Raw genomic sequence first — 24654 nt, forward strand, 5'->3', positions numbered from 1 at the left:
CCTGTTAGGGCGCGGCTGGTAAGAGAGCCTTACAGGCGCATCAGAAAAACCTCCGGCTATGCCGGAGGATATTTATTCCTACTCTTCACCCTTCTTCTGGCTCAGACCATATTCACGCAGCTTATTGGCAATCGCGGTGTGCGATACCCCCAACCGTTTCGCCAGTTTACGCGTACTCGGATAGCTACGATAAAGCTGGGTCAGGACAGAACGTTCGAAACGACTGGTAATGTCATCCAGCGAACCTTCCATCGCATCCTCGCCGACTGCCACCGTCGCGGCATCGTAGTCAGGCAGCAGGATATCCTGCGGACGCAGCTCATACCCTTCCAGTTGCGTCAGCGCCCGGTAAATAGCATTTTTAAGCTGGCGAACGTTACCCGGCCAGCCGTAACGAGTGAGGACCGTACTCAGATCGGCAGACAGTTTCGGTCGCGGAACGCCCTGTTCGTCGGCAAAACGCGCCACGAACAGTTCGGTCAACGGCATAATATCCTGCGGACAATCGCGCAACGGCGGCAAATTAAGCGTCAGAACGTTAAGTCGATAATAGAGATCTTCGCGGAACAGTCCTTTTTGCACCAGCTCCACCAGATTTTTCTGCGTGGCGCAGATAACGCGGACATCAACATGAATTTCGTGATCTTCGCCGACGCGACGGAACGTACCATCATTGAGAAAACGTAGCAGCTTCGCCTGCATACGCGGCGACATTTCGCCAATTTCATCCAGCAGCACCGAGCCGCCATTCGCCTGTTCAAAAAAGCCTTTTTTACCTTCCGGCGCATGGCCAAATAGTTCGCTTTCTACCGCATCTTCCGGGATTGAAGCGCAGTTGAGCGCCAGATACGGTTTCGCTGAACGAGGGCTTGCCTGATGACAGGCATAGGCGAAAAGATCTTTGCCGGTTCCCGTATCGCCGGTAATCAGCAGCGGCGCGCTGAGCATCGCCAGTTTGCGCGCCTGCTCAACAACGTGCTTCATCTTTGCGCTCACGGCAATGATCTGACTAAACGCGCTCAGATCCTGCGTGGACAAATTCTGTAGCTGCTGCCCCATACGAATCGTGGAACGCAACATCACGACCGCCCCGGTCAACACGTATTCGTCATTTTCGTTTTGTAAATGTACCGGCGTAATCTCCATCAGGAAGTTTTGCCCGTTGATCACGACATGTTCGTTATGGGAGCTTTGCGGGTTACCGTCCAGCCAGCGCTGAAAATTGAAGCCGTTGATTAATTGTGCGGCGGTATGGTGCCGCATTCGCTCCTGGCTCTGGGCAAAAAGCTGACAACTCGCCGGGTTCGCCATCTCCACTTTACTCTTCATATCCAATGAGAGCACCGGCTCCGGCAACGCCTCAAGCAGCGCGCTCAGGGCCAGATGTTCACGCTCGGACGGCATCCAGGGAACGGTACGGACATCCGTTACGCCGGAAATACGGCGGATTTCGGCCATCAGGCTGCTGAAGTCGGTGAATTCCAGCTCAGCAAAATTAAGATAAATTCGCCCAATGGGATCAATCTCGATTCCGCGTAAATCAATGCTACGTAACACCAGTAAATCAAGTAATTCGCGGGTCAGACCAAGTCGGTCTTCACAAAAGACTTCCAGACGCATGGGAACCTTCACCTGAATAATGAACCATTAAATAGATGATAAGCCACTATTCGGCTGGCAGGAAGGATTCTGTCAACAAATATTGACAGCATGACGGAAAAACGGGCGCTGCGGCGTAAAGCCAGGCAGTCAGCGCCCTGTGGAAGGTCATTTCTCAGGCGACGACTTACTCTTTTGTAACGTCTCTTTTAGCTGACCGATAAGCTGACGACGAAAATCACCGAGACGTGGTTTATCGTTATCGATCCACGGCAATGGTCGACATAGTTCCATCGCTTTTATTCCCAGTCGAGCGGTAAGGATACCTGCGCCAATCCCCTGTGCCGCGCGCGTGGACAGGCGTGCGGCCAGATCCTGAGACATCCAGTCCATACCGACTTCACGCACCAGCTCACTGGCTCCCGCGAACGCGATATTCAGCAACACCAGACGGAACAGACGAAGGCGGCTGTAATAACCAAGTTCAATGCCATACAGCGTTGCGATACGGTTAATCAGGCGTAAATTACGCCAGGCAATAAACGCCATATCCACCAACGCTAACGGGCTGACGGCGATCATCAAAGTCGATTCCGCGGCGAAACGGCTAATCTCACGTCGCGCCTGCGCGTCAAGTACCGGCTGTACCAGATGCGCATACAAACCGACGATTTCCCTGTCGTTTTGCGTTTCGTGAATAGCGGCATACCAACGTTGTAATGCCGGATGTGATTGATCAATCCCCGCCTGCTGCGCCAGTTTTTCGCAAAATGCGCGACCTTTCCCGACGCTATGGCTATGTAACAGTTCACGCGCTTCATCCCGCTCATGCGCCCGCTGGCGCAAGCGCCATAATCGCCGCCACTCCGTGACCACCGATCCCACGCCAGCGCCAACGATCAGCGCGCCTGCGGCACAGCCGCCTAAAGCGACCCAGTCCTGAGTTTGCCAGGCATTCATTGTCCACTGTACGCCTTGCCCGACCACGCTCGCGCCAAACAGCGCCAGCCCTCCCATCACCATTTTACGCCACAGGCTGCGTTTGGGACGCAGCGCGGCATCGACCGCCGCTTCTGCCACGCCTTCGTCTTCCGGGCGCTCATCGATAGCTGCAGGCGCAAATGTACGCGACTCCGCTTCGCTGAAAGTTTGCTGCGCTTTGAAGGCCGACGTAGGTTCCTCCTTTAGCGGTTCTGCAAAATCAATACGCGGTTTTAACGGTTCGCTCATCGCAGCTTATCTCCTATTAAAAACTCCAGCGCAGCGTCCAGACGAATATGCGGTAACGGTTTATCAACATCCATCACCTGCGGACGAAAGGCTTCGAACTGAAAACCCTGACTATCCCAAAACGCTTGTCCCGGCAAACGCGAAGGCACTTCGCCGGGGTACACGGTTAACGGCGCGCCGTCACTCAAACGGTTTCCACGTAAGGCCGGGATTTTTTCGCCGTTGACCTCAATCACGCCGCTGGTGGTCGCCTGTACCGACGCCAGCCCCAGGCAATCCATACTAATGCCTTCAAACGCGGCATTTTGCCAGGCATCCTGAATAAGCTGCTGGAGCAAGGCCACCATATTGGCATGTTGGTCGAGGGTGACATGGTCGGCTTTCGTCGCGGCGAACAGCAATTTATCAATCACCGGCGAAAACAAGCGGCGAAACAGAGTCCGCTGACCATAGTGAAAACTTTGCATCAGCTGCGTTAAAGCGAGACGCATATCATTAAACGCCTGCGGCCCGCTATTAAGCGGTTGCAGACAGTCGACCAGCACAATCTGGCGATCAAAGCGTAGAAAATGATTTTTGTAGAACCCTTTGACCACTTTTTCACAATAGTAGTTAAAGCGTTCGCGCAGCATTCCAGCGTTGGTCTGCTTATCCGCCTGCGCCAGTTTTGACTCGCCGAAGGCGTCTACATCCGGCCACGGGAAAAACTGCAACGCTGGCGCACCCGCCATATCGCCCGGCAAAACAAACCGTCCAGGCTGAATAAAATGCAATCCCTGCGATTTACACTGATGCAAATAATCCGTCCAGGCGGCGGCAATCTCCGCCAGCCGGTTTTCATCGGCGGGCGCCAGCGGATCGAGCCCGTCGCAAAGTTGCCGCCATTTTGCGGCCCACTCAGCGCGTTGTCCTTGTAACAAGCCGTTCATCTGACGGGACCAGCTTAAATAATCCTGAGCCAGCATGGGCAGATCGAGTAACCATTCCCCTGGATAGTCCACAATCTCCAGATACAATGTCGAGGTATCTTTAAAATGGCGCAGCAGCGAGTCGTTTGAGCGATAGCGCAACGCCAGCCGAATCTCACTGACGCCGCGCGTCGGTGTGGGCCATGCGGGAGGATTGCCATAAAGCTGAAGTATCCCCTCGTCGTAGGTAAAACGGGGAATACCAAAATCACGTTGAGGCACGCGCTTTACGCCAAGCAGGCGTTCTTCGCGTACCGCGCTGAGCAACGGTAAGCGCGCGCCCGCGTGGACATTAAGCAACTGGTTAACCATCGCCGTGATAAACGCTGTTTTACCGCTGCGGCTCAACCCGGTTACGGCAAGACGCAAATGCCTGTCTACCCCACGATTGACCAGCGCGTTGAGTTCAGTTTTAAGTCGCTTCATTGACATCCTGTTGAGCCTGAAGAGAAGAAAAAATAATAACGAGCCTGCGTTATAGATATGTGCAAAAACGTTATTATCAACTACCCGGAGAGATCAACAACGGCGCATTAAGCGCCGCGGTTAGTATGAGTATTGAGCAATAGATTATCTATTTTTTTACTTTCGGCATATCAAGACGACTGATGCCGCCCATATTCATCGCGTGCGTATACCCCATATCAAGCAACATTTGTTTTGCCATGCCCGACTGTCGCCCGGAGTTGCAATATAACTTTACCGTATCGTTCCTGTCTGGAACTACCGTTTCGATATGAGATTTAATCTCCTTCAATGGGATATTAATCGCGCCCTGAATATGCTCACGCTGATATTGTTCCGGAATGCGGACATCTATCCAGTATTCTGCGGCATAAAGCGGCATGGCTACGAATAGCGCTAACGCAAATATTCCTTTTTTCAACATACTTCCGTCCTGACACGTAATGTATTTCGCACACACTATACGCCAGAGCTTAACGAAATATTATGACCAGACTCGCTATTTGTAACGCTGCGAAATTTTATTCGCCACCTTACGAAGTACTGGCTCCAGCGCAAACGCCAGCAACATTTTTAGCGGACGACGGGCGACGGATTTTACCGCCCATCCCGCCACGCCGGCAGGCCCGTAGCGTAACGCGGTCAACAGAACCAGCTTACCTGCTATTTTGAAGCCGGGCTTCACCTTCTGCCCGGCGCGTTGCCAGCGAGTATTCATCTTCACCTTCCCGATATATCACTTACAGTTGACGGAAACGACTACGCAGTGTGAACGTATCTGACGTGACGTAGCGTTCCATTTCTCGCAAACGCTTTTCGCCTGCGGCAAGCTCTCTGTCTACGGTATCCAGCAGTTCGCCGCTGGTCGGCTGCGGTTTGCCTGCGGCCAGATTATCCGGCATAGGGTCCAGTACAAAAGACAGAACGATATAGGCCACTACGGTAAAAAACGCCAGCCCAAAGAAAATCGACAGCACGACCAGAATACGCACCAGTTTTACCGGTACATCAAGGTAGTCGGCGATCCCGGCGCAAACGCCACGTACCATGCCCTTTTGCGGCATACGCCATAGTTTTTTATTCAGATTGATTCCACCCATTAGCGCTCTCTCCAGTTCGGATGCTCTGCATCAAGAATGTCTTCCAGCGCCTGAATGCGCTCGCGCATACGTTGCGCATCGTCTGTGAGTTGCAGTAAGCGTTGCTGCTCGCTTTGCGAAAGTTCTCCCCGACCGGCGCGGTTGCTGTAATGCAGCCACAGCCAAATCGGTAACACAAACAACACAAAAATGGTTAACGGGATGGCCAGAAATAGCGCGCTCATGCGTTCTCCTTACACCTAAAGCTGATGAGCGACGGCGCGTACCGGCGCCGCCATTGTCATTATTGATTATCTTGCTTCATTTTGGCTTTCAACTGCGCCAGCTGCTCGCTGATTTCATCATCGGCTTTCAGGTTGGCAAATTGTTGGTCCAGCGATTGCTGCTTACCAAAACGATGGCTTTCCGCTTCCGCTTCCATTTGATCGATACGACGTTCAAAGGATTCAAACCGCGCCATGGCTTCATCCAGTTTGCCGCTGTCAAGCTGACGACGGACATCACGGGAAGAACTCGCCGCCTGATGACGCAGCATCAGCGCCTGCTGGCGAGCGCGTGTTTCGCTGAGTTTGTTTTCCAGCTCGCCAATCTCTTTCTTCATGCGCGCCAGCGTGTCATCCACCAGCGTGACTTCCTGTTCAAGCGTAGCAATTAAATCGGTCAGCTTTTGTTTTTCAATCAATGCGGCGCGCGCCAGATCGTCTTTATCTTTGCGCAGAGCCAGTTCCGCTTTTTCCTGCCACTCGATCTGCTGAGCCGTAGCCTGTTCAATACGACGGGATAACTGTTTCTTTTCCGCTAAAGCACGCGCGGAGTTCGAGCGAACCTCCACCAGCGTATCTTCCATCTCCTGAATCATCAGGCGCACCAGCTTCTGCGGATCTTCCGCTTTTTCCAACAACGCATTGATATTGGCGTTCACGATGTCGGCAAAACGAGAAAAAATACCCATAATTCAATCCTCACATAATGTTCTGATAACGGGCGATGCCCTGCTACATGATTAATACAATTTGCGTGCCAACTTTTCATGCGACTGATAATAAAGAAATTGTTTCGTTTTACCTCGCCAGCAAAAAAGGATAAAGTGGTGAAAAACACTAACAAGTGGCGATTTTCATCATGGCTGAATTTAAAGATAACCTGCTCGGCGAGGCAAACCGTTTTCTTGAAGTACTGGAACAAGTCTCCCGGCTCGCGCCGCTGGATAAGCCAGTGCTGATTATTGGCGAACGCGGTACGGGTAAAGAACTTATCGCCAATCGCCTGCACTATCTCTCTTCACGCTGGCAGGGGCCGCTTATCTCGCTTAACTGCGCGGCGCTTAACGAAAATCTGCTGGACTCCGAACTGTTTGGTCATGAAGCGGGCGCTTTTACCGGGGCGCAAAAACGTCATCCCGGTCGCTTTGAACGCGCCGATGGCGGCACGCTGTTTTTGGATGAACTGGCGACAGCGCCGATGCTGGTACAGGAAAAGCTGCTGCGGGTGATTGAATATGGCGAGCTAGAGCGCGTCGGCGGCAGCCAGCCGTTACAGGTTAATGTGCGATTAGTATGCGCCACCAATGCCGATTTACCCGCCATGGTGAAGGAAGGGACATTTCGTGCCGATCTGCTCGACAGGCTGGCTTTTGATGTTGTACAACTGCCGCCGCTGCGCGAACGCCAGAGCGATATCATGCTGATGGCCGAGCATTTTGCTATTCAGATGTGTCGTGAGCTACGTCTGCCCTTATTTCCCGGTTTTACCGATCGGGCAAAAGAAACGTTGTTGCATTACGCCTGGCCGGGTAATGTCCGCGAGCTGAAAAACGTAGTCGAACGTTCAGTGTATCGCCACGGCAGTAGTGAACATCCTTTGGATGAAATTGTTATCGATCCTTTTCAACGCCATCCCGCCGAACCGCCCGCGCCCGCCCTGCCATCGGCAACCGCCACGCCCGACCTGCCGCTCAAGTTGCGGGAGTTTCAACTACAACAGGAAAAAGCGCTGCTGCAACGTAGCTTACAGCAGGCGAAATTTAACCAGAAACGAGCCGCCGATTTGCTGGCACTCACCTACCACCAGTTTCGCGCCTTGCTTAAAAAGCATCAGCTTTAGCTATTTCTCCGGCTAATTGACGACATTTACGCCAGTTATCCACCGACATTTTTACGTGGCGGGCCGAAGTGCGATACACTTTGCAAATTGAACTTCAAAAACTTAACTATTATGCGCCTGGTTTTATCGTCTCTGATCGTGATAGCGGGTCTACTGAGTAGTCAGGCTACGGCTGCGACTGCGCCCGAACAAACTGCGAGTGCAGATATTCGCGATAGCGGCTTTGTGTATTGTGTCAGCGGGCAGGTCAACACCTTTAATCCGCAAAAAGCGAGCAGCGGCCTCATCGTCGATACCCTGGCCGCCCAGTTATATGACCGCCTGTTGGATGTCGATCCCTATACTTATCGTTTAGTCCCAGAGCTGGCAGAAAGCTGGGAAGTGCTGGATAACGGGGCAACGTACCGTTTTCACCTGCGCCGCGACGTTTCCTTTCAAAAAACCGCCTGGTTTACGCCGACCCGAAAACTCAATGCTGATGATGTTGTCTTTACCTTTCAGCGGATTTTCGATCGTCGACATCCGTGGCATAACATTAACGGCAGTAGCTTCCCCTACTTTGATAGCCTACAGTTCGCCGACAATGTAAAAAGCGTGCGTAAGCTGGACAATAACACCGTTGAGTTTCGCCTGACGCAGCCAGACGCCTCCTTTTTATGGCATCTGGCCACACACTACGCTTCCGTCATGTCCGCTGAGTACGCCGCGCAGCTTAGCCGAAAAGATCGTCAGGAACTGCTAGACCGCCAACCGGTCGGCACCGGGCCTTTCCAGCTTTCGGAGTACCGTGCCGGGCAGTTTATTCGTCTCCAGCGCCACGATGGTTTTTGGCGCGGCAAACCGCTGATGCCGCAAGTAGTAGTGGATTTAGGCTCCGGCGGTACCGGGCGTTTATCAAAATTACTGACCGGTGAATGCGATGTTCTGGCCTGGCCCGCCGCCAGCCAGCTAACTATTTTACGCGACGATCCGCGTTTGCGCCTGACGTTGCGCCCGGGGATGAATATCGCCTATCTGGCCTTTAACACCGATAAGCCGCCGTTGAATAATCCCGCAGTGCGCCATGCGCTGGCCTTATCGATCAACAACCAGCGCCTGATGCAGTCGATTTATTACGGCACGGCAGAAACCGCAGCCTCCATTTTACCGAGAGCCTCATGGGCTTACGATAACGATGCCAAAATTACGGAGTACAATCCGGAAAAATCGCGCGAACAGCTAAAAGCGCTGGGCATTGAGAATCTTACGCTGCATCTCTGGGTGCCGACCAGTTCTCAGGCCTGGAACCCAAGTCCGCTAAAAACGGCGGAGCTTATTCAGGCGGATATGGCGCAGGTTGGCGTAAAAGTGGTCATTGTGCCGGTTGAAGGTCGTTTTCAAGAGGCGCGTCTGATGGATATGAATCACGATCTGACCTTATCCGGCTGGGCCACGGACAGCAACGATCCGGATAGCTTTTTCAGACCGCTGTTAAGCTGTGCAGCCATCAATTCGCAAACCAATTTCGCCCACTGGTGTAACCCTGAATTTGACAGCGTGCTGCGTAAAGCACTGTCGTCGCAGCAGTTGGCTTCGCGCATAGAAGCGTATGAGGAAGCGCAGAATATCCTGGAGAAAGAGCTGCCGATACTGCCGCTGGCATCATCACTACGCCTGCAGGCTTACCGCTACGATATTAAAGGGCTGGTGTTAAGCCCGTTCGGCAATGCGTCTTTTGCCGGCGTCTCCCGCGAAAAACACGAAGAGGTGAAAAAACCATGATTATCTTCACCCTGCGTCGGTTATTGCTGTTGCTGGTGACGCTATTCTTCCTGACCTTTATCGGCTTTAGCCTGAGCTATTTTACGCCGCACGCGCCGCTACAAGGCGCATCATTATGGAATGCCTGGGTTTTCTGGTTCAATGGTCTGCTGCACTGGGACTTTGGCGTGTCCAGCATTAACGGCCAGCTGATCTCCGAACAGCTTAAAGAGGTGTTTCCCGCCACGATGGAGCTGTGCATTCTCGCCTTTGGTTTTGCGCTGATGGTCGGCATCCCGGTCGGGATGCTGGCTGGCGTGACGCGTAGCAAATGGCCGGATCGTTTTATCAGCGCGCTGGCGCTATTAGGTTTCTCAATTCCGGTTTTCTGGCTGGCGCTTCTGCTCACACTGTTCTTTTCGCTCACGCTGGGGTGGCTGCCGGTATCCGGGCGATTTGACCTACTTTATGAAGTTAAACCGGTTACCGGTTTCGCCATCATTGACGCCTGGATTTCAGATTCGCCGTGGCGCGATGAAATGGTGATGAGCGCCATACGACATATGGTTTTACCGGTGCTCACGCTTTCCGTCGCGCCGACCACAGAAGTGATCCGCCTGATGCGAATCAGCACTATTGAGGTCTACGATCAGAACTACGTTAAAGCGGCGGCCACGCGCGGCTTGTCGCGCTTTACGATTTTACGCCGTCACGTGTTGCATAATGCGCTGCCGCCGGTCATTCCCCGTCTTGGCCTGCAGTTTTCAACCATGTTAACGCTGGCGATGATTACCGAAATGGTTTTCAGCTGGCCAGGGCTGGGACGATGGTTAATTCACGCCATTCGTCAGCAGGACTATGCCGCTATTTCCGCTGGCGTGATGGTCATTGGGTCGCTGGTTATTGTGGTCAATGTGATTTCCGATATTTTGGGTGCTATGGCTAACCCTCTGAAACATAAGGAATGGTATGCCTTACGATAAGAAACAATAAAAATATCATTAAATCAAAAAGTTATGCTTTTATTTTTGTGATAAGTTCGTTTTTTAGTACACAAATATATACACTTTGTTTTCTACTTTCTCCGGCAGTCCATGCTTCGATGATGATTGCCGGAGATTTATCTTCTGTATCAGCGCCTCCGGGTTTCACTACGTATCGCTACCTGCTGTCGCGGTACGCCAGCCCCAATCAAACGCCCGGCCTGCGCCTATTGTTCCAATGTTAGTTTCGGTCGTCGGCCACCATTACACCCCCTCTCCCTTGTCGCTTCCAGTCCAGCGCGGGTTCTTTCCACAATCAATTCACGTTCCATTTCATCGAGTGTGCCCATGACATGAAAGAAGAATCGCCCCATTGGCGTCGACGTGTCTATGCTGCTGTCGGTCAGGCTGTGGAAATTAACGCCGCGTTCGCGCAATTCTTCTACCAGAACGACCAGATGACGCATACTGTGACCCAGGCGATCAAGCTTCCATACAACCAGTGTGTCCCCTTCTGATAACGTCCTGACTAAAAGGAGCAGGCTTCACGGGCTGGATTTATCCAACAAAGCGCGTAGTGAGTGTTTCCCGTGAGGCTGAATACGAAAAAGGCCACGTAAATGCGCAGCCTTTATGGTGAGAGTTCTAATCTTAAGAGGCACTCCATCAAACAAACCACCCACAATTGTCAGAAGCTTGAAGGAGTGCTTTGGGGTGACAGTATCTGCGGCATTGTTGCCACGAACAACGTTCCCGCAAATGCTCAAAATACAATCCCAAAATCCGCTCCAGTAAACAGTCTGAATATCGTTGCCCCACAGATCGCTACAGCCATACAGGAACCTGATAAAGGTTCAGACATAATCGTCTCACCAACAAGATTAAGCCTGTTCTTTAGAGCGTTTAATACCCAGCAACATTTAATTTGTCAACATAGGCCCCATACAATAACTTGATGAGCTACAAGTAGTTATCGCAATTAATTCCCTGGAAGAGAATGCACTTTTGAAATCGGGGTCGCGCCAAACATTCTCTTTATAATATATCCTTACATCCCCCCCTGTTGTATAATAATACTTTGCTATATTTAGCATGTTATCAAACCCCTGTTTATGATTCCCGTACACATCCACTTTACACATGGCATTGACACTAATAGCCTCACTCCCGCGCTTCAGTTCGATACAAAAAAACTGAGTTTCCTTATCCCCTGACGTATACACACCATAAGACAGGTTTTTAATCTGAACATTACTCACATACGTATCATAATCAGCCATAGCTGCATAACAAACACTGGATAATGACGCAAGAGCAAGAGTCAGAACCTTTAATTTCTTTTTCATAATCCACTCCAACAATATTTACCATACTTGCATTTCTCTCGTAAACAAGCTCAACTGCTTCATGGATATTTTCAATTGGGATAGAATTTACAGATACATACTCACTTTGTAACCGCATCATCACTCGCTCAAAATGACCAAACTGGATACCACATAACTCAATATAAGCAACAGACGGCGGAAGGCTGTAGAAACTATTGTCTGCACGGATTCTGTATCTGTACAACCTGCCGCTAAATGTTGCTCTGGAGTAATATAATCGTGCTATATTATAAGACTCATTAATATCTGAGATAGTCGCAATATAGTACTGTCTCGACTACCGGATGCACAGGAGTCATCTCTTATATGTTGCTGAAGATTCCTGTTATTACCGTGCGAAGCAAAACCATCCAGAAAAATCACATCTGAAGGTCTCGAGTCAACACGATATACAAAATCAACGGCACTTGCATAATCAGAAAAACACTAAAAATAATATTACTTTTTTATCATACCCCCTCCCACAGAAACTATCAGGCAAACCACCTAATGTGTTAAACCGAGTGCTAACCATAGCTCAGTCATACTTTACGTCTCGCTGGATAAAATTAGAAAAACAAACCTCCCTGGTTTACGGGCACGAAAATCCCCGTAATCACACAATGCCTATCCTTAAACTGCGGCGTTCGCCTGGCGTTCGGCTTTATCCGTCTGGTATTTATCCCTGATACGCCTGGCACGCAGTTCCAGCGCGTAGATAGCGCCATGTTCAGGACAGCACCAGACAACGTTGCTGTAAGCAGGAGAAAACCATTCCCGGCAAACTTTGCATTTACGGCGCGGTAATTTAGCCATGCTCACCTCAGACCCGGTTACGGATATAGCATCTAATAACGTTAGATTATGCATGCGTAATAATTCATAGCATATTTATATTAATGTAAATAAAATACAGTCAACAGATTTCTCCAATTTTATTATATATAAACAGAGGCTTACGTTGAGTAATAACAAGATCATACAATCCCGCACCAGTAAAATTAATGTAAAAATAGGCGTAATCATGTATTAATATTGACTGGACAGCAGGTAAGTGATAACAAATAAATATTAAAAAGTAAATATCACATAATAACCATTATCACTACATGAGAGGTGAATATGATGAAACCTATTTCTGCCGCGGTTCTCAATATTAGAGGGACAGCCCCCGGCACTGCCACTTCGGAAATGGCGCAACTAACCTAGCCAAAGATATTATTAGGGTAGCTAATATTGCTTATAATATTTCACAGGTTGAGCAAAAAAGTGGTTTCTTGTTAGTAATGGGAGAGAAAGGCTTCAACAAATCGGCTTGCCTGCATATGCTGGGACAACAAATATCCAGAGTTTTTTCTGGGAAGCACTTATATCCTGGTGTTTTTATAAGTAAAGACGCAGCGTCCGAATTTGAAAAAACAATCAGCACTCATTATAAAACTCTTTCGAGTCACATTGATCTGCAACAATACACTAATGATGTAAATTGCGGAGCAGCTGTAGGTATTGTTGCACGGCAGCAAGAAAACCTCATACTAGATGAGATCACATTAAGTGCGTTTAAAAAGGTCTATATTACCGGTCATGGTGCAGCAGGCACTAATGTTCTAGCCAGTGGCGACTCTGTTTTTTCTGCAAAACAACTGGTTGATATTCTGGTTGCTAATAAAGTTTTAGAGGTTATAAAGGATATAAGGATTAGTAGTTGTTATTCCGCAGATAAAAGAGAGCCTAATAGTTTTAAAAAGGAGGACATAGATAAAGCGAATAGAAATGCTGGTTTCTTTGAACGAATGGTGTTTGGAGAACGTGATACTTTGATAGAGAGGGTTGCTAATGAGATCTGGAGTAGAGGCTACATAGATGTCAAAGTTTCTGGTTACCATGGTGCTGGTGTATTTTATGCTGGTGAAATCCCATTTACACATCTTAGAAGCACGACGATCCCGCCAACTATCACTGTAAAAAGAAAGTCCGTAAGAGTAACGCTGGAAAGTCCTATAGATTAAATCATAAACTCAGCTCTATTACTTTTGGGTAGATCAAGGGGTTATCATCAAAATTATATTTTTGTTAATGTTTTTGCGATATTGTAAACTGACAGTTACTGTATAAATAATCGGTAACTGTCAGCTCACATCTGAGCTAATAAATATAATTCCCCCTGCTGACCCGCTGCAGCGGTTTAAGACGCAACACCCCATGCCGGAGTATTCCGATCTGTCTTATTGTGAACCTCCCAGAGACTAATACCGCAACTGAACACAAACTCCGCCAGATACTTTAAGCCGGACTATTCCCCGGATGCCGCCGCGCGCCGCTTCTACTAATGCCGCAACATCCTGATCGCGCCATACTCCAAACTGGCGCCAGCCGCCACTGTCGGTCTTAATGACCCTGGCCCAAATTCCGTACAGTGCTAAAACTTCTCCCAGTAGTCGTATGTTCTTTTACGGTTAACGCTTCTGTTTTTTTCTTCTTCTCCAGTACCATCTGGTGACGAGGATCGAGTCCCTCAGTTAACCATGATCTAAAGTACTGACGGCGTTCCCTGGCATGAGATAGTGATATGGTTGGATAATCGCCAATCGTCAGTTGAGCAGCGTTCCCGTTCCATCTGTATCGGTAAAAGAATGTTATACTGCCGGATGTAGAGAGCCTGACATTGAGACCATGAGCGTCTGAGATGACCTTGATTTGGTCTCTTTTTTTGCCTGGAGCCTTTCTTAATTTTGTATCGGCAAGCAATGTGTACACTTCATGAGAGGATATACACATTAGTGTACATATTTTGCATAAATTGATAACCTCAAAGTACACAAAATTAAAACGCCAACGCTCGATAACGAATTGATAATGTTTAAAAATTTCAAAAGACATAAAGCATGGTAAACAAAAATAAAACGAGTAAATATGCCTTACGATAGCGTCTACAGCGAAAAGCGCCCGCCAGGCACCCTGCGTACTGCCTGGCGCAAATTTTATAGCGACGCGCCTGCGATGGTGGGTCTGTATGGATGCGCCGGACTGGCGTTGTTGTGTATTTTTGGCGGCTGGATCGCGCCCTATGGTATCGATCAGCAATTTTTGGGCTATCAGCTACTGCCGCCCTCCTGGTCACGCTATGGTGAAGTCTCCTTTTTTCTGGGGACTGACGATCTGGGGCGCGATGTGCTGAGCCGCCTGTTAAGCGGCGCGGCGCCCACAGTCGGCGGCGCGTTTATCGTAACGCTGGCGGCTACGCTATGTGGATTAGTCCTCGGCGTAGTGGCAGGCGCGACGCACGGTTTACGCTCTGCCGTACTGAACCATATTCTGGACACGCTGCTTTCCATCCCTTCGCTCTTGCTGGCGATTATCGTCGTGGCATTTGCCGGCCCACATCTGTCACACGCGATGTTTGCCGTCTGGCTGGCCCTGTTGCCGCGAATGGTACGTTCCGTCTATAGCATGGTGCATGATGAACTGGAAAAAGAGTACGTCATTGCCGCCCGTCTGGATGGCGCGACAACACTGAATATTCTGTGGTTCGCCATTTTACCGAATATTACCGCCGGTCTGGTCACCGAAATTACCCGGGCGCTGTCGATGGCGATTCTGGACATCGCCGCGCTGGGATTTTTAGATCTCGGCGCGCAGCTTCCCTCTCCTGAATGGGGCGCCATGTTGGGGGATGCGCTGGAGTTAATCTATGTCGCGCCGTGGACCGTTATGCTACCCGGCGCGGCGATAACGCTCAGTGTTTTACTGGTAAACCTGCTCGGAGATGGGATTCGTCGTGCGATTATTGCGGGGGTGGAATAATGCCGTTACTGGATATCCGCAATCTCACCATTGAATTTAAAACCAGCGAAGGTTGGGTAAAAGCGGTCGATCGCGTCAGTATGACATTAAGCGAAGGCGAAATTCGCGGCCTGGTAGGTGAATCGGGTTCCGGAAAGAGCTTGATTGCTAAAGCTATTTGCGGCGTCGCGAAAGACAACTGGCGAGTCACTGCCGACCGTATGCGTTTTGATGATATCGATCTGCTGCGCCTCTCCTCTCGTGAACGGCGTAAGCTGGTCGGGCATAATGTGTCGATGATCTTCCAGGAGCCGCAGTCGTGCCTTGATCCTTCCGAACGCGTCGGCCGCCAGCTAATGCAAAATATTCCCGCCTGGACCTATAAAGGCCGCTGGTGGCAGCGTTTAGGCTGGCGTAAACGGCGTGCTATTGAATTACTGCACCGGGTGGGAATTAAAGATCATAAAGACGCGATGCGCAGTTTTCCCTATGAACTGACCGATGGCGAGTGTCAGAAAGTCATGATCGCTATCGCGCTGGCGAATCAACCGCGACTCCTGATCGCTGATGAACCCACCAACTCAATGGAACCAACGACGCAGGCGCAAATTTTTCGCCTGCTGACCCGACTGAATCAAAACAGTAATACCACCATTCTGTTGATTAGCCACGACCTGCAAATGCTGAGTCAGTGGGCTGACAAAATCAACGTTTTATACTGCGGCCAGACGGTAGAAACCGCGCCAAGTAAAGATCTGGTGACGACGCCACATCATCCTTATACGCAGGCGCTTATCCGCGCGATTCCGGATTTTGGCAGTGCGATGCCGCATAAAAGCCGTCTGAATACGCTGCCGGGCGCGATCCCGCTACTGGAGCAGTTACCGATAGGTTGTCGTCTGGGGCCGCGCTGCCCTTACGCGCAACGAGAATGCATTATCACGCCACGCTTAACCGGCGCGAAAAATCATCTCTATGCCTGTCATTTTCCGCTGAATATGGAGAGAGAGTGATATGGTGGAAACTCTGCTTGAAGTGCGCAACCTGAGTAAAACCTTTCGCTACCGGACAGGATGGTTTCGACGCCAGACCGTCGACGCCGTGAAACCATTAAGCTTTACGCTTCGTGAGCGTCAGACTCTGGCCATTATCGGCGAAAACGGTTCCGGCAAATCCACGCTGGCAAAGATGCTGGCCGGCATGATTGAACCCACCAGCGGCGAGCTTCTTATTGACGATCATCCCCTGCATTACGGCGACTATTCGTTTCGAAGCCAACGTATTCGAATGATTTTTCAGGACCCCTCAACGTCACTGAATCCACGTCAACGTATTTCACAGATCCTTGACTTCCCCCTGCGCCTTAATACCGATCTGGAGCCGGAACAGCGGCGCAAACAGATTGTCGAGACGATGCGTATGGTGGGGCTATTGCCCGATCACGTGAGCTACTACCCGCATATGCTGGCGCCGGGGCAGAAACAGCGTCTGGGCCTGGCCCGCGCGCTGATTTTACGCCCTAAAGTCATTATCGCGGACGAAGCGCTGGCTTCGCTTGATATGTCCATGCGCTCGCAGCTCATCAATCTGATGCTTGAATTGCAGGAAAAACAAGGCATCTCCTATATCTATGTCACGCAGCATATCGGCATGATGAAACATATTAGCGATCAGGTATTAGTGATGCATCAGGGGGAAGTGGTTGAACGCGGCAGCACCGCCGATGTGCTCGTCTCTCCGCTACATGAGCTTACCCGTCGTTTAATCGCAGGCCATTTTGGCGAGGCGCTGACCGCTGACGCATGGCGAAAGGATCGCTAAGCGAAACAAATACCCTCAGTTCGATTCTCTGAGGGTGTTCATGCGACTGCCCAACAGCAATGTTTCAACCTCTTCTAACGCAACGGAAGGAAATAACGTGCCCTGGGTTGCCCAAATGCCTGCCGTTTTTAACGCCGGCAAATAGCGTGTGTTTTCCTGGCCACCCACCACGATCTTGTCACAATAACGCCGGATATGTTTGACAAGCAGCGGAAACGTCATTTTTTCAATTTGTGAGACAAAAAAGCTGCGATCAAGTTTTACGCCGCTAAAACACCCGCAAACTAATGGCGCAGCGGTTGCGTTCCCTACGCCCAGGTCGCCCAGCCATAATGGATTAGGTTGTTTATGAAGCGCGTGTATTAAAGGATCGACTAAGACGTTATCTTGACATGAAAAATGTTCAGCGACCTGCAGCTCCACAAATAGCATGGCGTGTAGTAATGCGCGAATATCTTTGTCCTGAAGGACAAGCTGCGCCATACCCCGATCGATATTTACGATACAGAACAGGCCGTGGCGTAGAAACCAGCCATGTTTGGCCGCGATTGTCCGCAACAGATCAAGCAGAAAACGGCGCTTCTGCGAATTGTCCCATGACGAGATAACAAACTCAGGGTGTAGCGGACGAGCGGGCGACGATGCAAAATGGGTAGTGATTTCGACACCCAGTAAATCCCCCTCCATTGCCCTTATCGGCTCTGCCATAAAAAAATAGCGCATGTGACCACTCCACTTGATCTTAACTCCCTGATAATGCGCTTTTAACGCAAATCAATCAATAAAAACGATCAATATATAAAAAATGATCGAAAAAAACAATATATGTTAACTTCATGATAACTTGCTAATTTTATGTTTTGAGAATGTTCTTCTATTGCTATAAGGAAATTTACATACTACGCCGAACAACGCTAATACGACGGCATGAGACCATCCGTAAAGCCGGGGTCTTCTTGCCAGGTAGAGGGGAAAAATCAAGGCGAGTTAATGTTGTTGCACCATCGCGAGGCATTTCATCCACTATGGCGGCGCGGCATCACCAACCGTACTTGCGAGTTGCATCTCCGCTGCAGGCTGTCCAGATCCCCTGAACGACCTTTAAACGAATAGCAACTCTCAATAATTGATCGGCAAATCTGTAGCGAATGAGCCCCGGCGATTCGCAGAAAAGAACGGAACTAAATGCTATTTTTTTAATTCATCCTTTAATACTTTAGCCACAAGAGTCCCTTCCTCCGGCGCGGCTAGTTTAAAACGTCTTCCTGACGCAGGTGTCTGTTCTTCCTCTCCGATTAACTCATCAAGCTCTGTAATAAGTGACTTATAATATTCAATATCTTCAGTATTTCCTTCGGTCTCGGCCTGCTTTAATTTTATCAGGTAACGGGCCTTAATTTGCTCTTCCAATTGTGTTGTTGCAAGAGAAGCGCTTCGCTGTTGCCGGGATTCTTGTGACAGCACGATTTGATCGCCATCCACAAAGAAAAGTACCCCCTCTTTAACCAGAATATTACCTAAGTTATCTATATCATGCATATAAACCCCCCGGGATTCAAGAAGCGCCTCCGCCATTCGATAGTTATCTTCATCTTCAATATCGAACTCCTGACCTTGAATATATTTTGAAACTAAAACCGTAACGTCTTTACCATTAATATTCATGATGGCCGAACGAGAAAAATCCTTGTCGCCATTGGCCATATTCAAATACTTACTGACACGATCAGGATGACAATTACGATGTTCCGGAGAGTTAACATCCACTTTTATTCCCCGCTCATTAATTGGAATCTTAACAACAAACTCATCATTTAACAGATAGACTGTCCCATAACTTCCGCTACCTATTTTATTTTTTTCAATATCATGCATGCGGATATTTTTTTTAAACTCCGACGAGTTAATAAACGCCTCTATTGCCGCTGGTTGTGATGCATCCGTCTGATCAGTATCGCCGCTCTCATCACCAGACGCCATGGCGGGCGTGGTCAGGAAGTCTATCAAACGTTGCTCAAAAGCCTCATAGACTCCATTACTACCTGCTTCGCTCGGCGGCTGGTTATCATTATCTAAAGCGGCAAGCGTAATTTCCCCATTATTATAATTAAACATCGTTTCTTTTAAAAAATCGACGCAACGCTCAGAACACTCCGTCTCGGTCACTAATACTCCATCGTAAAACATCTGTAGTAGTAACATATTTTCTTGATGTGCTAATACCTATACAGTGTATTTATCCATTGTTTCAGGTCTGGAGGCATCAATAAGTTTAATATATCCAAGAAGGGGGCGCCATCGTGTACAGTCTTCATCTCGCCTCGAAAATGGTCGTAGCGAGAAAGGCTTCGAAATATCGGGACGCTCGTTTTTTTGGCACAGTAGATTATATATTTCTCTATAATCAGAGATTAAACTTCGACTGGTAAATATATTCCTGAAAAAATCTATGAATTTCTCATACGTTGAAAAAACATGCTCTTTTTTATGATCAATGATATCTCTTAAATACTTTTCTGATATCTGACAACTATGATTTCCGATCTGAAATGTAAACGGCATATGTCTCATCCTCTGAAAATTTATTATAATACACATGCAAACATATAAAAACCCGATTTGTAACTACTGTAATCACCTGATTTCCAAAATTTTTCATATTAAGTATTACTCTGCATCAATAAATAGAGAAAACCTTCAGCACCTAAAAAAGAAATTATTTTTGTTAAGCATTTGATGGTTAAAATTACATGTCCATAACATCGCTAATAGGTGAGGTAAACCATTCGGATGAATATTCAGGCTTCCTACAGAACCTTTATTTGTCTGGTGGAAGGTGCATCGCTATGCGTACTTGCTATCCGTCCCGGTGTCTCTGGTTGGATGAGGCGAACCTTACACCAGCTGGTATACTGCAGCGTAGGGCCTGTCCCATTAGACTCTTTGATTTGCCAGTTTGGCCCTGGGGAGTGCTCAAAATCCTCAGGGACTTCGTTATCGTGTGGTTTTAGAACGTCACCAGCTGGAGATAGCAGCGGAAAAATAGCGTGACACACGGGGTCAGGAGTGAGATATAATTTCAGACTAATTTCGAATAATGTTGAAAAGTTGCTGTTAACCATTGTTCGTAAAAGCAAAAAATAAGCAATGACTATAAGGATTAAAGCTATGGGTTTTCTTTCCGGTAAGCGCATTCTGGTCACTGGCGTGGCCAGTAAACTGTCCATCGCCTACGGTATCGCACAGGCGATGCACCGCGAAGGAGCTGAACTGGCGTTCACCTACCAGAACGACAAACTGAAAGGCCGCGTAGAAGAATTTGCTGCCCAGCTGGGTTCCAGCATCGTTTTACCGTGTGATGTCGCTGAAGATGCCAGCATTGACGCTATGTTTGCAGAGCTGGGTAACGTTTGGCCGAAATTTGACGGTTTCGTACACTCGATCGGTTTCGCGCCTGGCGATCAGCTGGACGGCGATTATGTTAATGCAGTTACCCGCGAAGGCTTTAAAATCGCTCACGATATTAGCTCTTACAGCTTTGTTGCCATGGCGAAAGCCTGCCGCACCATGCTGAATCCGGGTTCTGCGCTGTTGACCTTGTCTTATCTGGGAGCGGAGCGCGCCATCCCGAACTACAATGTCATGGGTCTGGCGAAAGCCTCTCTGGAAGCTAACGTGCGTTATATGGCAAATGCTATGGGATCGGAAGGGGTTCGCGTCAACGCCATCTCTGCGGGTCCAATCCGCACGCTGGCGGCGTCCGGTATTAAAGACTTCCGTAAAATGCTGGCGCATTGTGAAGCCGTTACGCCAATTCGTCGCACCGTGACCATTGAAGATGTGGGTAACTCAGCGGCGTTTCTGTGCTCCGATCTCTCGGCAGGCATTTCTGGCGAAGTCGTCCATGTTGACGGCGGGTTCAGCATTGCGGCAATGAATGAACTGGAACTCAAATAAGCGCATTAAGTTTATTAGCGGGCAGCACGGCTGTGCTGCCCCATTCCCCTCACTCACCACTCATCTCGTTATATAGCGTTCTGATATTTGTTATCACCTAACAATCTTTCATCCCTTTCCCGCATACGCCAGGATAATCCAGCATAAACGATCCGACGCCGAATCATTATCGATCGCCATTTCATCCTCGGGAAACCCTATGGAACAATGCCGAAAAGCGGGTAAAAGCCACTGGTATCATGAAACACAATCCACTATGTCGTCACAAACCCCGCTTTCGCTGATGCCGGAAGCCGCGTATGTTAACGATCGATTTTTACTGGATTTAGCGGTAGCAAAAACCGCGTTGACGCCTTTTGAATCATGGTTAAAGCCAGCTCGCCAGTTGGCGGATGTCTTATTTCCCCGCACGGTTCTCAACGACCGGCTTCATACATTTAGCGCCTATGAACGTATGAGCACCGCGCTGACCGCCGCTCAGGTATTTGGGGTTCAGCGTTTGTGCCGCTATTATGCCGCTCGTCTGGCGCCGCTACCCGGCCCTGATGCCTCAAGAGAGAGCAATCAACGGCTGGCGCAAATTACGCAATACGCTCGTCAGCTTGCCGGCTCCCCCTCCGTTATCAATACGCGGGCCCGTGAACAGCTTGCAGAGGTGGGATTAACCGCCCGGGATACCGTACTCATCAATCAGATCATTGGGTTTATCGGTTTTCAGGCGCGGGTAGCGGCGATATTTCAGGCGTTTTGTCGTCTGCCCGTGCGCGAACTGCCCGGCCAGGAGATGCAGCGCTTTGCCAGGGCCGCGCGGTTTCAAAACCCCCAGACGACATGGCGGCCCGCCGCCAGTCTGGTAGAATATTCTCCAGCCCATACCAAAGTTCGGCGGCAATATTCGTCTTCACAATGCCAAATAATGGCGCCGGTACTCATCCGCGATCCGTCTTCATTCGCGTTACTCGAGCGCATACTGACCAGCACATTACACACCGCGTCACCCCCTTCTTTACTTCCACTTATCACGCTCCTCACATCACGTATCAACGGCAGCGCCGCCTGCTTTAACGAACAGGCAACCCAACCTGGCGCGTGGCGTCGCGCTGTCATCACGTTACGCCAGGAAGACGACGACATCGCTCGTTGGGAGCTTGAGCCTGCGCTGACACAGGCGATACAATGGCTCACCAGAGCGCCCGATCGCTTTAGCGCCGCGCATTTTTTCCCGCTACTCACCAGGGGAGTTTCATCGGAGCAGGCCATTAATATGTTAGGCTGGTGCGGCGTGTGCGGATGGTTAAATCGTTTAAAAATCGCGTTGGGCGAAACCTATTAACTCATCCATTACTGAAAGAGCGCTTGCTGCGCCAGGCAGAATCGCGTAAAACTGTCAGCCGCTCTTTTGGCTACGAAAATAGACGAATATGTTTCAGGACAACCCGCTGCTAGCGCAGCTTAAACAGCAACTGCATTCCCAGACGCCGCGCGCTGAAGGGGTCGTAAAAGCCACGGAAAAAGGCTTTGGTTTCCTTGAGGTTGACGCGCAAAAAAGCTATTTCATTCCTCCGCCGCAGATGAAAAAAGTGATGCATGGCGATCGTATCGTCGCGGTCATCCACACGGAAAAAGAACGGGAGTCTGCCGAGCCGGAAGAACTGATCGAACCGTTCCTGACGCGCTTTGTGGGAAAAGTTCAGGGTAAAAATGACCGCCTGTCCATCGTGCCGGATCATCCGTTGCTGAAAGACGCGATTCCCTGCCGCGCCGCGCGCGGCGTTCAGCATGAGTTCAAAGAAGGTGACTGGGCGGTTGCCGAAATGCGCCGCCATCCGCTTAAAGGCGACCGTTCGTTTTACGCCGATTTAACGCAGTACATCACCTTTGCCGACGATCACTTTGTTCCCTGGTGGGTTACGCTTGCCCGCCACAACCTGGAAAAAGAAGCGCCGAACGGCGTAGCGACGGAGATGCTGGACGAAGGGCTGGAGCGCCAGGATCTTACCGCGCTGAATTTCGTCACTATCGATAGCGCCAGCACTGAAGATATGGATGACGCGCTTTATGCTGAGGAATTAGCGGACGGCAGACTCCAGCTTACGGTGGCTATCGCCGATCCTACCGCCTGGATTGCCGAAGGCAGTAAGCTGGATAACGCCGCGAAAATTCGCGCCTTCACCAACTACCTGCCGGGCTTCAATATTCCTATGCTGCCGCGTGAGCTGTCTGACGATCTGTGCTCGCTGCGCGCCAACGAAGTGCGTCCGGCGCTCGCCTGTCGCATGATAATCGCCGCAGACGGCACCATTGACGATGATATCGCCTTTTTTGCGGCCACGATCGAATCGAAGGCCAAGCTGGCGTACGACAATGTCTCCGACTGGCTGGAAAATAACGGCACCTGGCAGCCGGATAACGAAGGCATTGCCCAGCAGATTCGTCTGTTGCACCGTATTTGTCTAAGCCGCAGTGAGTGGCGTCATCATCATGCGTTAGTCTTTAAAGACCGCCCGGATTACCGCTTTGTGCTTGGCGAAAAAGGCGAAGTACTGGATATTGTGGCGGAACCGCGCCGTATCGCTAACCGTATCGTAGAAGAGTCGATGATCGCCGCTAACCTTTGCGCCGCGCGCGTACTGCGCGATAAGCTCGGTTTCGGTATTTACAACGTACATACGGGCTTCGATCCCGCGAATGCCGACGCGCTGGCCGCACTGCTGAAAACGCATGGTCTTCATGTCGATGCCGAAGAGGTGCTGACGCTGGAAGGCTTCTGTAAACTGCGTCGCGAACTGGATGCGCAGCCCTCCGGTTTCCTTGACAGCCGCATTCGTCGCTTCCAGTCTTTTGCGGAAATCAGCACCGAGCCGGGGCCGCATTTCGGTCTTGGTCTTGAGGCTTACGCCACCTGGACCTCTCCCATCCGTAAGTATGGCGATATGATTAACCATCGCCTGCTGAAAGCGGTCATCAAGGGGGAGGCTATTGCGCGTCCGCAGGAAGATATCACCCAGCAAATGGCGGAACGCCGTCGCCTGAACCGTATGGCGGAGCGCGATGTCGGCGACTGGTTATATGCACGCTTCCTTAACGATAAGGCGGGGACAAATACCCGTTTCGCGGCAGAAATTATTGACGTCAGCCGCGGTGGTATGCGTGTGCGACTGGTCGATAACGGCGCTATCGCCTTTATCCCTGCCCCGTTCCTGCACGCCGTTCGCGATGAACTGGTATGCAGCCAGGAAAACGGTACGGTACAGATTAAAGGTGAGACGGTTTATAAAGTGACGGATGTCATTGATGTCACTATTGCGGAAGTTCGCATGGAAACCCGCAGCATTATTGCCCGACCGGCAGCGTAACCACGCTTAGCTCGCTCAACGGCCTTTGCTGAGAAGGCAAAGGCCGTTTCTTTTCTTCTTCTCCCTTCCGTCATGCTCTGCGTTTAATCTTATTCAAGCGCCCCATTTCTTGTTATTTTTAGCTGGCGACTATGCTTTTTCCAGAATCTGGATTACATATGAATACATAGATAAAACAATAC

21 protein-coding genes and 7 pseudogenes are annotated in these 24654 nt (G+C 49.9%); 12 read left to right on the forward strand and 16 right to left on the reverse strand.

Features of this window, described 5'->3' with window-relative positions; all coding sequences use genetic code 11:
• Positions 1 to 78: 78 nt before the first annotated feature.
• The 8 genes from tyrR to pspA form a co-directional block, all read right to left on the reverse strand.
• On the reverse strand, positions 79 to 1620 hold the full coding sequence (gene tyrR / locus ACLJRE_RS06655; protein WP_001235493.1) for a transcriptional regulator TyrR: 1542 nt from the start codon (positions 1618 to 1620) through the stop codon (positions 79 to 81).
• Positions 1621 to 1767: 147 nt separating this feature from the next.
• The gene (locus ACLJRE_RS06660; RefSeq protein WP_023212457.1) at positions 1768 to 2829 is read right to left on the reverse strand and encodes a YcjF family protein; all 1062 of its coding nucleotides are present in this window, start codon (positions 2827 to 2829) and stop codon (positions 1768 to 1770) included.
• Positions 2826 to 4223: a YcjX family protein gene (locus tag ACLJRE_RS06665; protein ID WP_000825860.1), complete on the reverse strand. Its 1398-nt coding sequence runs from the start codon at positions 4221 to 4223 to the stop codon at positions 2826 to 2828. The genes ACLJRE_RS06660 and ACLJRE_RS06665 overlap by 4 nt, the downstream gene beginning before the upstream one ends.
• Positions 4224 to 4371: 148 nt before the next feature.
• Positions 4372 to 4686 carry a thiosulfate sulfurtransferase PspE gene (pspE, locus tag ACLJRE_RS06670; RefSeq protein WP_000913432.1) on the reverse strand — a complete coding sequence of 105 codons (315 nt, stop codon included), beginning with the start codon at positions 4684 to 4686 and terminating at the stop codon, positions 4372 to 4374.
• 75 nt (positions 4687 to 4761) lie between these two features.
• Positions 4762 to 4980: a phage shock protein PspD gene (gene pspD, locus ACLJRE_RS06675; protein WP_001097608.1), complete on the reverse strand. Its 219-nt coding sequence runs from the start codon at positions 4978 to 4980 to the stop codon at positions 4762 to 4764.
• Positions 4981 to 5002: 22 nt separating this feature from the next.
• The gene (gene pspC, locus ACLJRE_RS06680) at positions 5003 to 5362 is read right to left on the reverse strand and encodes an envelope stress response membrane protein PspC (protein WP_000508938.1); all 360 of its coding nucleotides are present in this window, start codon (positions 5360 to 5362) and stop codon (positions 5003 to 5005) included.
• Positions 5362 to 5586, reverse strand: a complete 225-nt coding sequence (gene pspB, locus ACLJRE_RS06685) for an envelope stress response membrane protein PspB (RefSeq protein ID WP_001274953.1) — start codon at positions 5584 to 5586, stop codon at positions 5362 to 5364. The genes pspC and pspB overlap by 1 nt, the downstream gene beginning before the upstream one ends.
• Before the next feature lie 59 nt (positions 5587 to 5645).
• The gene (gene pspA / locus ACLJRE_RS06690) at positions 5646 to 6314 is read right to left on the reverse strand and encodes a phage shock protein PspA (protein WP_000510996.1); all 669 of its coding nucleotides are present in this window, start codon (positions 6312 to 6314) and stop codon (positions 5646 to 5648) included.
• A gap of 170 nt (positions 6315 to 6484) precedes the next feature.
• Here pspA and pspF point away from each other — a divergent pair, with 170 nt between their 5' ends.
• The 3 genes from pspF (at position 6485) to sapB (ending at position 10188) form a co-directional block, all read left to right on the forward strand.
• Complete coding sequence (gene pspF, locus ACLJRE_RS06695) at positions 6485 to 7465, forward strand: phage shock protein operon transcriptional activator (protein ID WP_001543112.1); 981 nt, start codon at positions 6485 to 6487, stop codon at positions 7463 to 7465.
• 111 nt (positions 7466 to 7576) lie between these two features.
• Positions 7577 to 9226: a peptide ABC transporter substrate-binding protein SapA gene (sapA, locus tag ACLJRE_RS06700; RefSeq protein WP_001241628.1), complete on the forward strand. Its 1650-nt coding sequence runs from the start codon at positions 7577 to 7579 to the stop codon at positions 9224 to 9226.
• On the forward strand, positions 9223 to 10188 hold the full coding sequence (sapB, locus tag ACLJRE_RS06705; RefSeq protein ID WP_000583298.1) for a peptide ABC transporter permease SapB: 966 nt from the start codon (positions 9223 to 9225) through the stop codon (positions 10186 to 10188). Before sapA ends, sapB begins: the two co-directional genes overlap by 4 nt.
• Positions 10189 to 10418: 230 nt before the next feature.
• On the opposite strand, the pseudogene ACLJRE_RS06710 reads toward sapB, so the two are convergent.
• The 5 genes and pseudogenes from ACLJRE_RS06710 to ACLJRE_RS06730 all read right to left on the reverse strand — a co-directional run.
• Positions 10419 to 10721, reverse strand: a pseudogene (locus tag ACLJRE_RS06710) (recombinase family protein); the annotation flags it as partial.
• 158 nt (positions 10722 to 10879) lie between these two features.
• Positions 10880 to 11050, reverse strand: a pseudogene (locus ACLJRE_RS06715) (putative holin); the annotation flags it as partial.
• Between the two features lie 58 nt (positions 11051 to 11108).
• Positions 11109 to 11534, reverse strand: a complete 426-nt coding sequence (locus tag ACLJRE_RS06720) for a subtilase family AB5 toxin binding subunit (protein WP_000727928.1) — start codon at positions 11532 to 11534, stop codon at positions 11109 to 11111.
• 19 nt (positions 11535 to 11553) lie between these two features.
• Positions 11554 to 12057 (reverse strand): annotated as a pseudogene (locus ACLJRE_RS06725) (pertussis toxin-like subunit ArtA); the annotation flags it as partial.
• 131 nt (positions 12058 to 12188) lie between these two features.
• Entirely contained in the window at positions 12189 to 12371 is a 183-nt protein-coding gene (locus ACLJRE_RS06730; protein ID WP_001096568.1) for a recombination protein NinG, read from the reverse strand.
• A 470-nt stretch (positions 12372 to 12841) separates the two neighbouring features.
• On the opposite strand from ACLJRE_RS06730, the gene ACLJRE_RS06735 reads away from it, so the two are divergent.
• The gene (locus tag ACLJRE_RS06735; protein ID WP_023212458.1) at positions 12842 to 13564 is read left to right on the forward strand and encodes a hypothetical protein; all 723 of its coding nucleotides are present in this window, start codon (positions 12842 to 12844) and stop codon (positions 13562 to 13564) included.
• Between the two features lie 413 nt (positions 13565 to 13977).
• Here the strand turns inward: ACLJRE_RS06735 and ACLJRE_RS06740 are convergent.
• Positions 13978 to 14333: pseudogene (locus tag ACLJRE_RS06740) on the reverse strand (Arm DNA-binding domain-containing protein); the annotation flags it as partial.
• A gap of 135 nt (positions 14334 to 14468) precedes the next feature.
• Here ACLJRE_RS06740 and sapC point away from each other — a divergent pair.
• From sapC to sapF, 3 genes are read left to right on the forward strand one after another with little or no spacing between them, the layout of a single operon-like run.
• Positions 14469 to 15359, forward strand: a complete 891-nt coding sequence (sapC, locus tag ACLJRE_RS06745) for a peptide ABC transporter permease SapC (protein ID WP_001146150.1) — start codon at positions 14469 to 14471, stop codon at positions 15357 to 15359.
• A complete protein-coding gene (gene sapD / locus ACLJRE_RS06750) occupies positions 15359 to 16351 on the forward strand; it encodes a peptide ABC transporter ATP-binding protein SapD (protein ID WP_001128869.1) in 993 nt (330 codons plus the stop codon). The genes sapC and sapD overlap by 1 nt, the downstream gene beginning before the upstream one ends.
• Before the next feature lies 1 nt (position 16352).
• A complete protein-coding gene (sapF, locus tag ACLJRE_RS06755) occupies positions 16353 to 17159 on the forward strand; it encodes a peptide ABC transporter ATP-binding protein SapF (RefSeq protein ID WP_023212459.1) in 807 nt (268 codons plus the stop codon).
• Positions 17160 to 17174: 15 nt separating this feature from the next.
• Here the strand turns inward: sapF and ACLJRE_RS06760 are convergent, their stop codons facing one another.
• Positions 17175 to 17882 (reverse strand): EAL domain-containing protein, encoded by a 708-nt coding sequence (locus tag ACLJRE_RS06760; RefSeq protein ID WP_023212460.1) that lies wholly within the window; start codon positions 17880 to 17882, stop codon positions 17175 to 17177.
• 465 nt (positions 17883 to 18347) lie between these two features.
• Positions 18348 to 19721: pseudogene (gene steC, locus ACLJRE_RS06765) on the reverse strand (SPI-2 type III secretion system effector kinase SteC).
• Between the two features lie 34 nt (positions 19722 to 19755).
• Between steC and ACLJRE_RS06770 the strand changes: the two are divergent.
• The 5 genes and pseudogenes from ACLJRE_RS06770 (at position 19756) to ACLJRE_RS06790 (ending at position 24472) form a co-directional block, all read left to right on the forward strand.
• Positions 19756 to 19896, forward strand: coding sequence for a hypothetical protein (locus ACLJRE_RS06770; RefSeq protein WP_043942882.1), 141 nt, complete (start codon positions 19756 to 19758; stop codon positions 19894 to 19896).
• Between the two features lie 13 nt (positions 19897 to 19909).
• A pseudogene (locus ACLJRE_RS06775) lies at positions 19910 to 20210 on the forward strand (hypothetical protein).
• A 117-nt stretch (positions 20211 to 20327) separates the two neighbouring features.
• On the forward strand, positions 20328 to 21116 hold the full coding sequence (gene fabI, locus ACLJRE_RS06780) for an enoyl-ACP reductase FabI (RefSeq protein WP_260769181.1): 789 nt from the start codon (positions 20328 to 20330) through the stop codon (positions 21114 to 21116).
• 199 nt (positions 21117 to 21315) lie between these two features.
• A pseudogene (locus ACLJRE_RS06785) lies at positions 21316 to 22293 on the forward strand (CMD domain-containing protein); the annotation flags it as partial.
• 244 nt (positions 22294 to 22537) lie between these two features.
• Complete coding sequence (locus ACLJRE_RS06790) at positions 22538 to 24472, forward strand: exoribonuclease II (protein WP_000485041.1); 1935 nt, start codon at positions 22538 to 22540, stop codon at positions 24470 to 24472.
• Positions 24473 to 24654 lie beyond the last annotated feature (182 nt).

It is taken from the genome of Salmonella sp. SAL04157, assembly GCF_046551635.1.
Taxonomy (GTDB): Bacteria; Pseudomonadota; Gammaproteobacteria; order Enterobacterales; family Enterobacteriaceae; genus Salmonella; species Salmonella enterica.

Coding starts and splice junctions, on each gene's coding strand:
- sapC (WP_001146150.1), top strand. CDS start 14,469: ATGCCTTACGATAGCGTCTACAGCGAAAAGCGCCCGCCAGGCACCCTG.
- ACLJRE_RS06735 (WP_023212458.1), top strand. CDS start 12,842: ATGGGAGAGAAAGGCTTCAACAAATCGGCTTGCCTGCATATGCTGGGA.
- sapF (WP_023212459.1), top strand. CDS start 16,353: ATGGTGGAAACTCTGCTTGAAGTGCGCAACCTGAGTAAAACCTTTCGC.
- ACLJRE_RS06665 (WP_000825860.1), bottom strand. CDS start 4,223: ATGAAGCGACTTAAAACTGAACTCAACGCGCTGGTCAATCGTGGGGTA.
- tyrR (WP_001235493.1), bottom strand. CDS start 1,620: ATGCGTCTGGAAGTCTTTTGTGAAGACCGACTTGGTCTGACCCGCGAA.
- ACLJRE_RS06660 (WP_023212457.1), bottom strand. CDS start 2,829: ATGAGCGAACCGTTAAAACCGCGTATTGATTTTGCAGAACCGCTAAAG.
- pspE (WP_000913432.1), bottom strand. CDS start 4,686: ATGTTGAAAAAAGGAATATTTGCGTTAGCGCTATTCGTAGCCATGCCG.
- pspD (WP_001097608.1), bottom strand. CDS start 4,980: ATGAATACTCGCTGGCAACGCGCCGGGCAGAAGGTGAAGCCCGGCTTC.
- pspA (WP_000510996.1), bottom strand. CDS start 6,314: ATGGGTATTTTTTCTCGTTTTGCCGACATCGTGAACGCCAATATCAAT.
- ACLJRE_RS06770 (WP_043942882.1), top strand. CDS start 19,756: ATGCAAACATATAAAAACCCGATTTGTAACTACTGTAATCACCTGATT.
- ACLJRE_RS06720 (WP_000727928.1), bottom strand. CDS start 11,534: ATGAAAAAGAAATTAAAGGTTCTGACTCTTGCTCTTGCGTCATTATCC.
- ACLJRE_RS06790 (WP_000485041.1), top strand. CDS start 22,538: ATGTTTCAGGACAACCCGCTGCTAGCGCAGCTTAAACAGCAACTGCAT.
- sapD (WP_001128869.1), top strand. CDS start 15,359: ATGCCGTTACTGGATATCCGCAATCTCACCATTGAATTTAAAACCAGC.
- sapA (WP_001241628.1), top strand. CDS start 7,577: ATGCGCCTGGTTTTATCGTCTCTGATCGTGATAGCGGGTCTACTGAGT.
- ACLJRE_RS06760 (WP_023212460.1), bottom strand. CDS start 17,882: ATGCGCTATTTTTTTATGGCAGAGCCGATAAGGGCAATGGAGGGGGAT.
- pspF (WP_001543112.1), top strand. CDS start 6,485: ATGGCTGAATTTAAAGATAACCTGCTCGGCGAGGCAAACCGTTTTCTT.
- ACLJRE_RS06730 (WP_001096568.1), bottom strand. CDS start 12,371: ATGGCTAAATTACCGCGCCGTAAATGCAAAGTTTGCCGGGAATGGTTT.
- fabI (WP_260769181.1), top strand. CDS start 20,328: ATGGGTTTTCTTTCCGGTAAGCGCATTCTGGTCACTGGCGTGGCCAGT.
- pspC (WP_000508938.1), bottom strand. CDS start 5,362: ATGGGTGGAATCAATCTGAATAAAAAACTATGGCGTATGCCGCAAAAG.
- sapB (WP_000583298.1), top strand. CDS start 9,223: ATGATTATCTTCACCCTGCGTCGGTTATTGCTGTTGCTGGTGACGCTA.
- pspB (WP_001274953.1), bottom strand. CDS start 5,586: ATGAGCGCGCTATTTCTGGCCATCCCGTTAACCATTTTTGTGTTGTTT.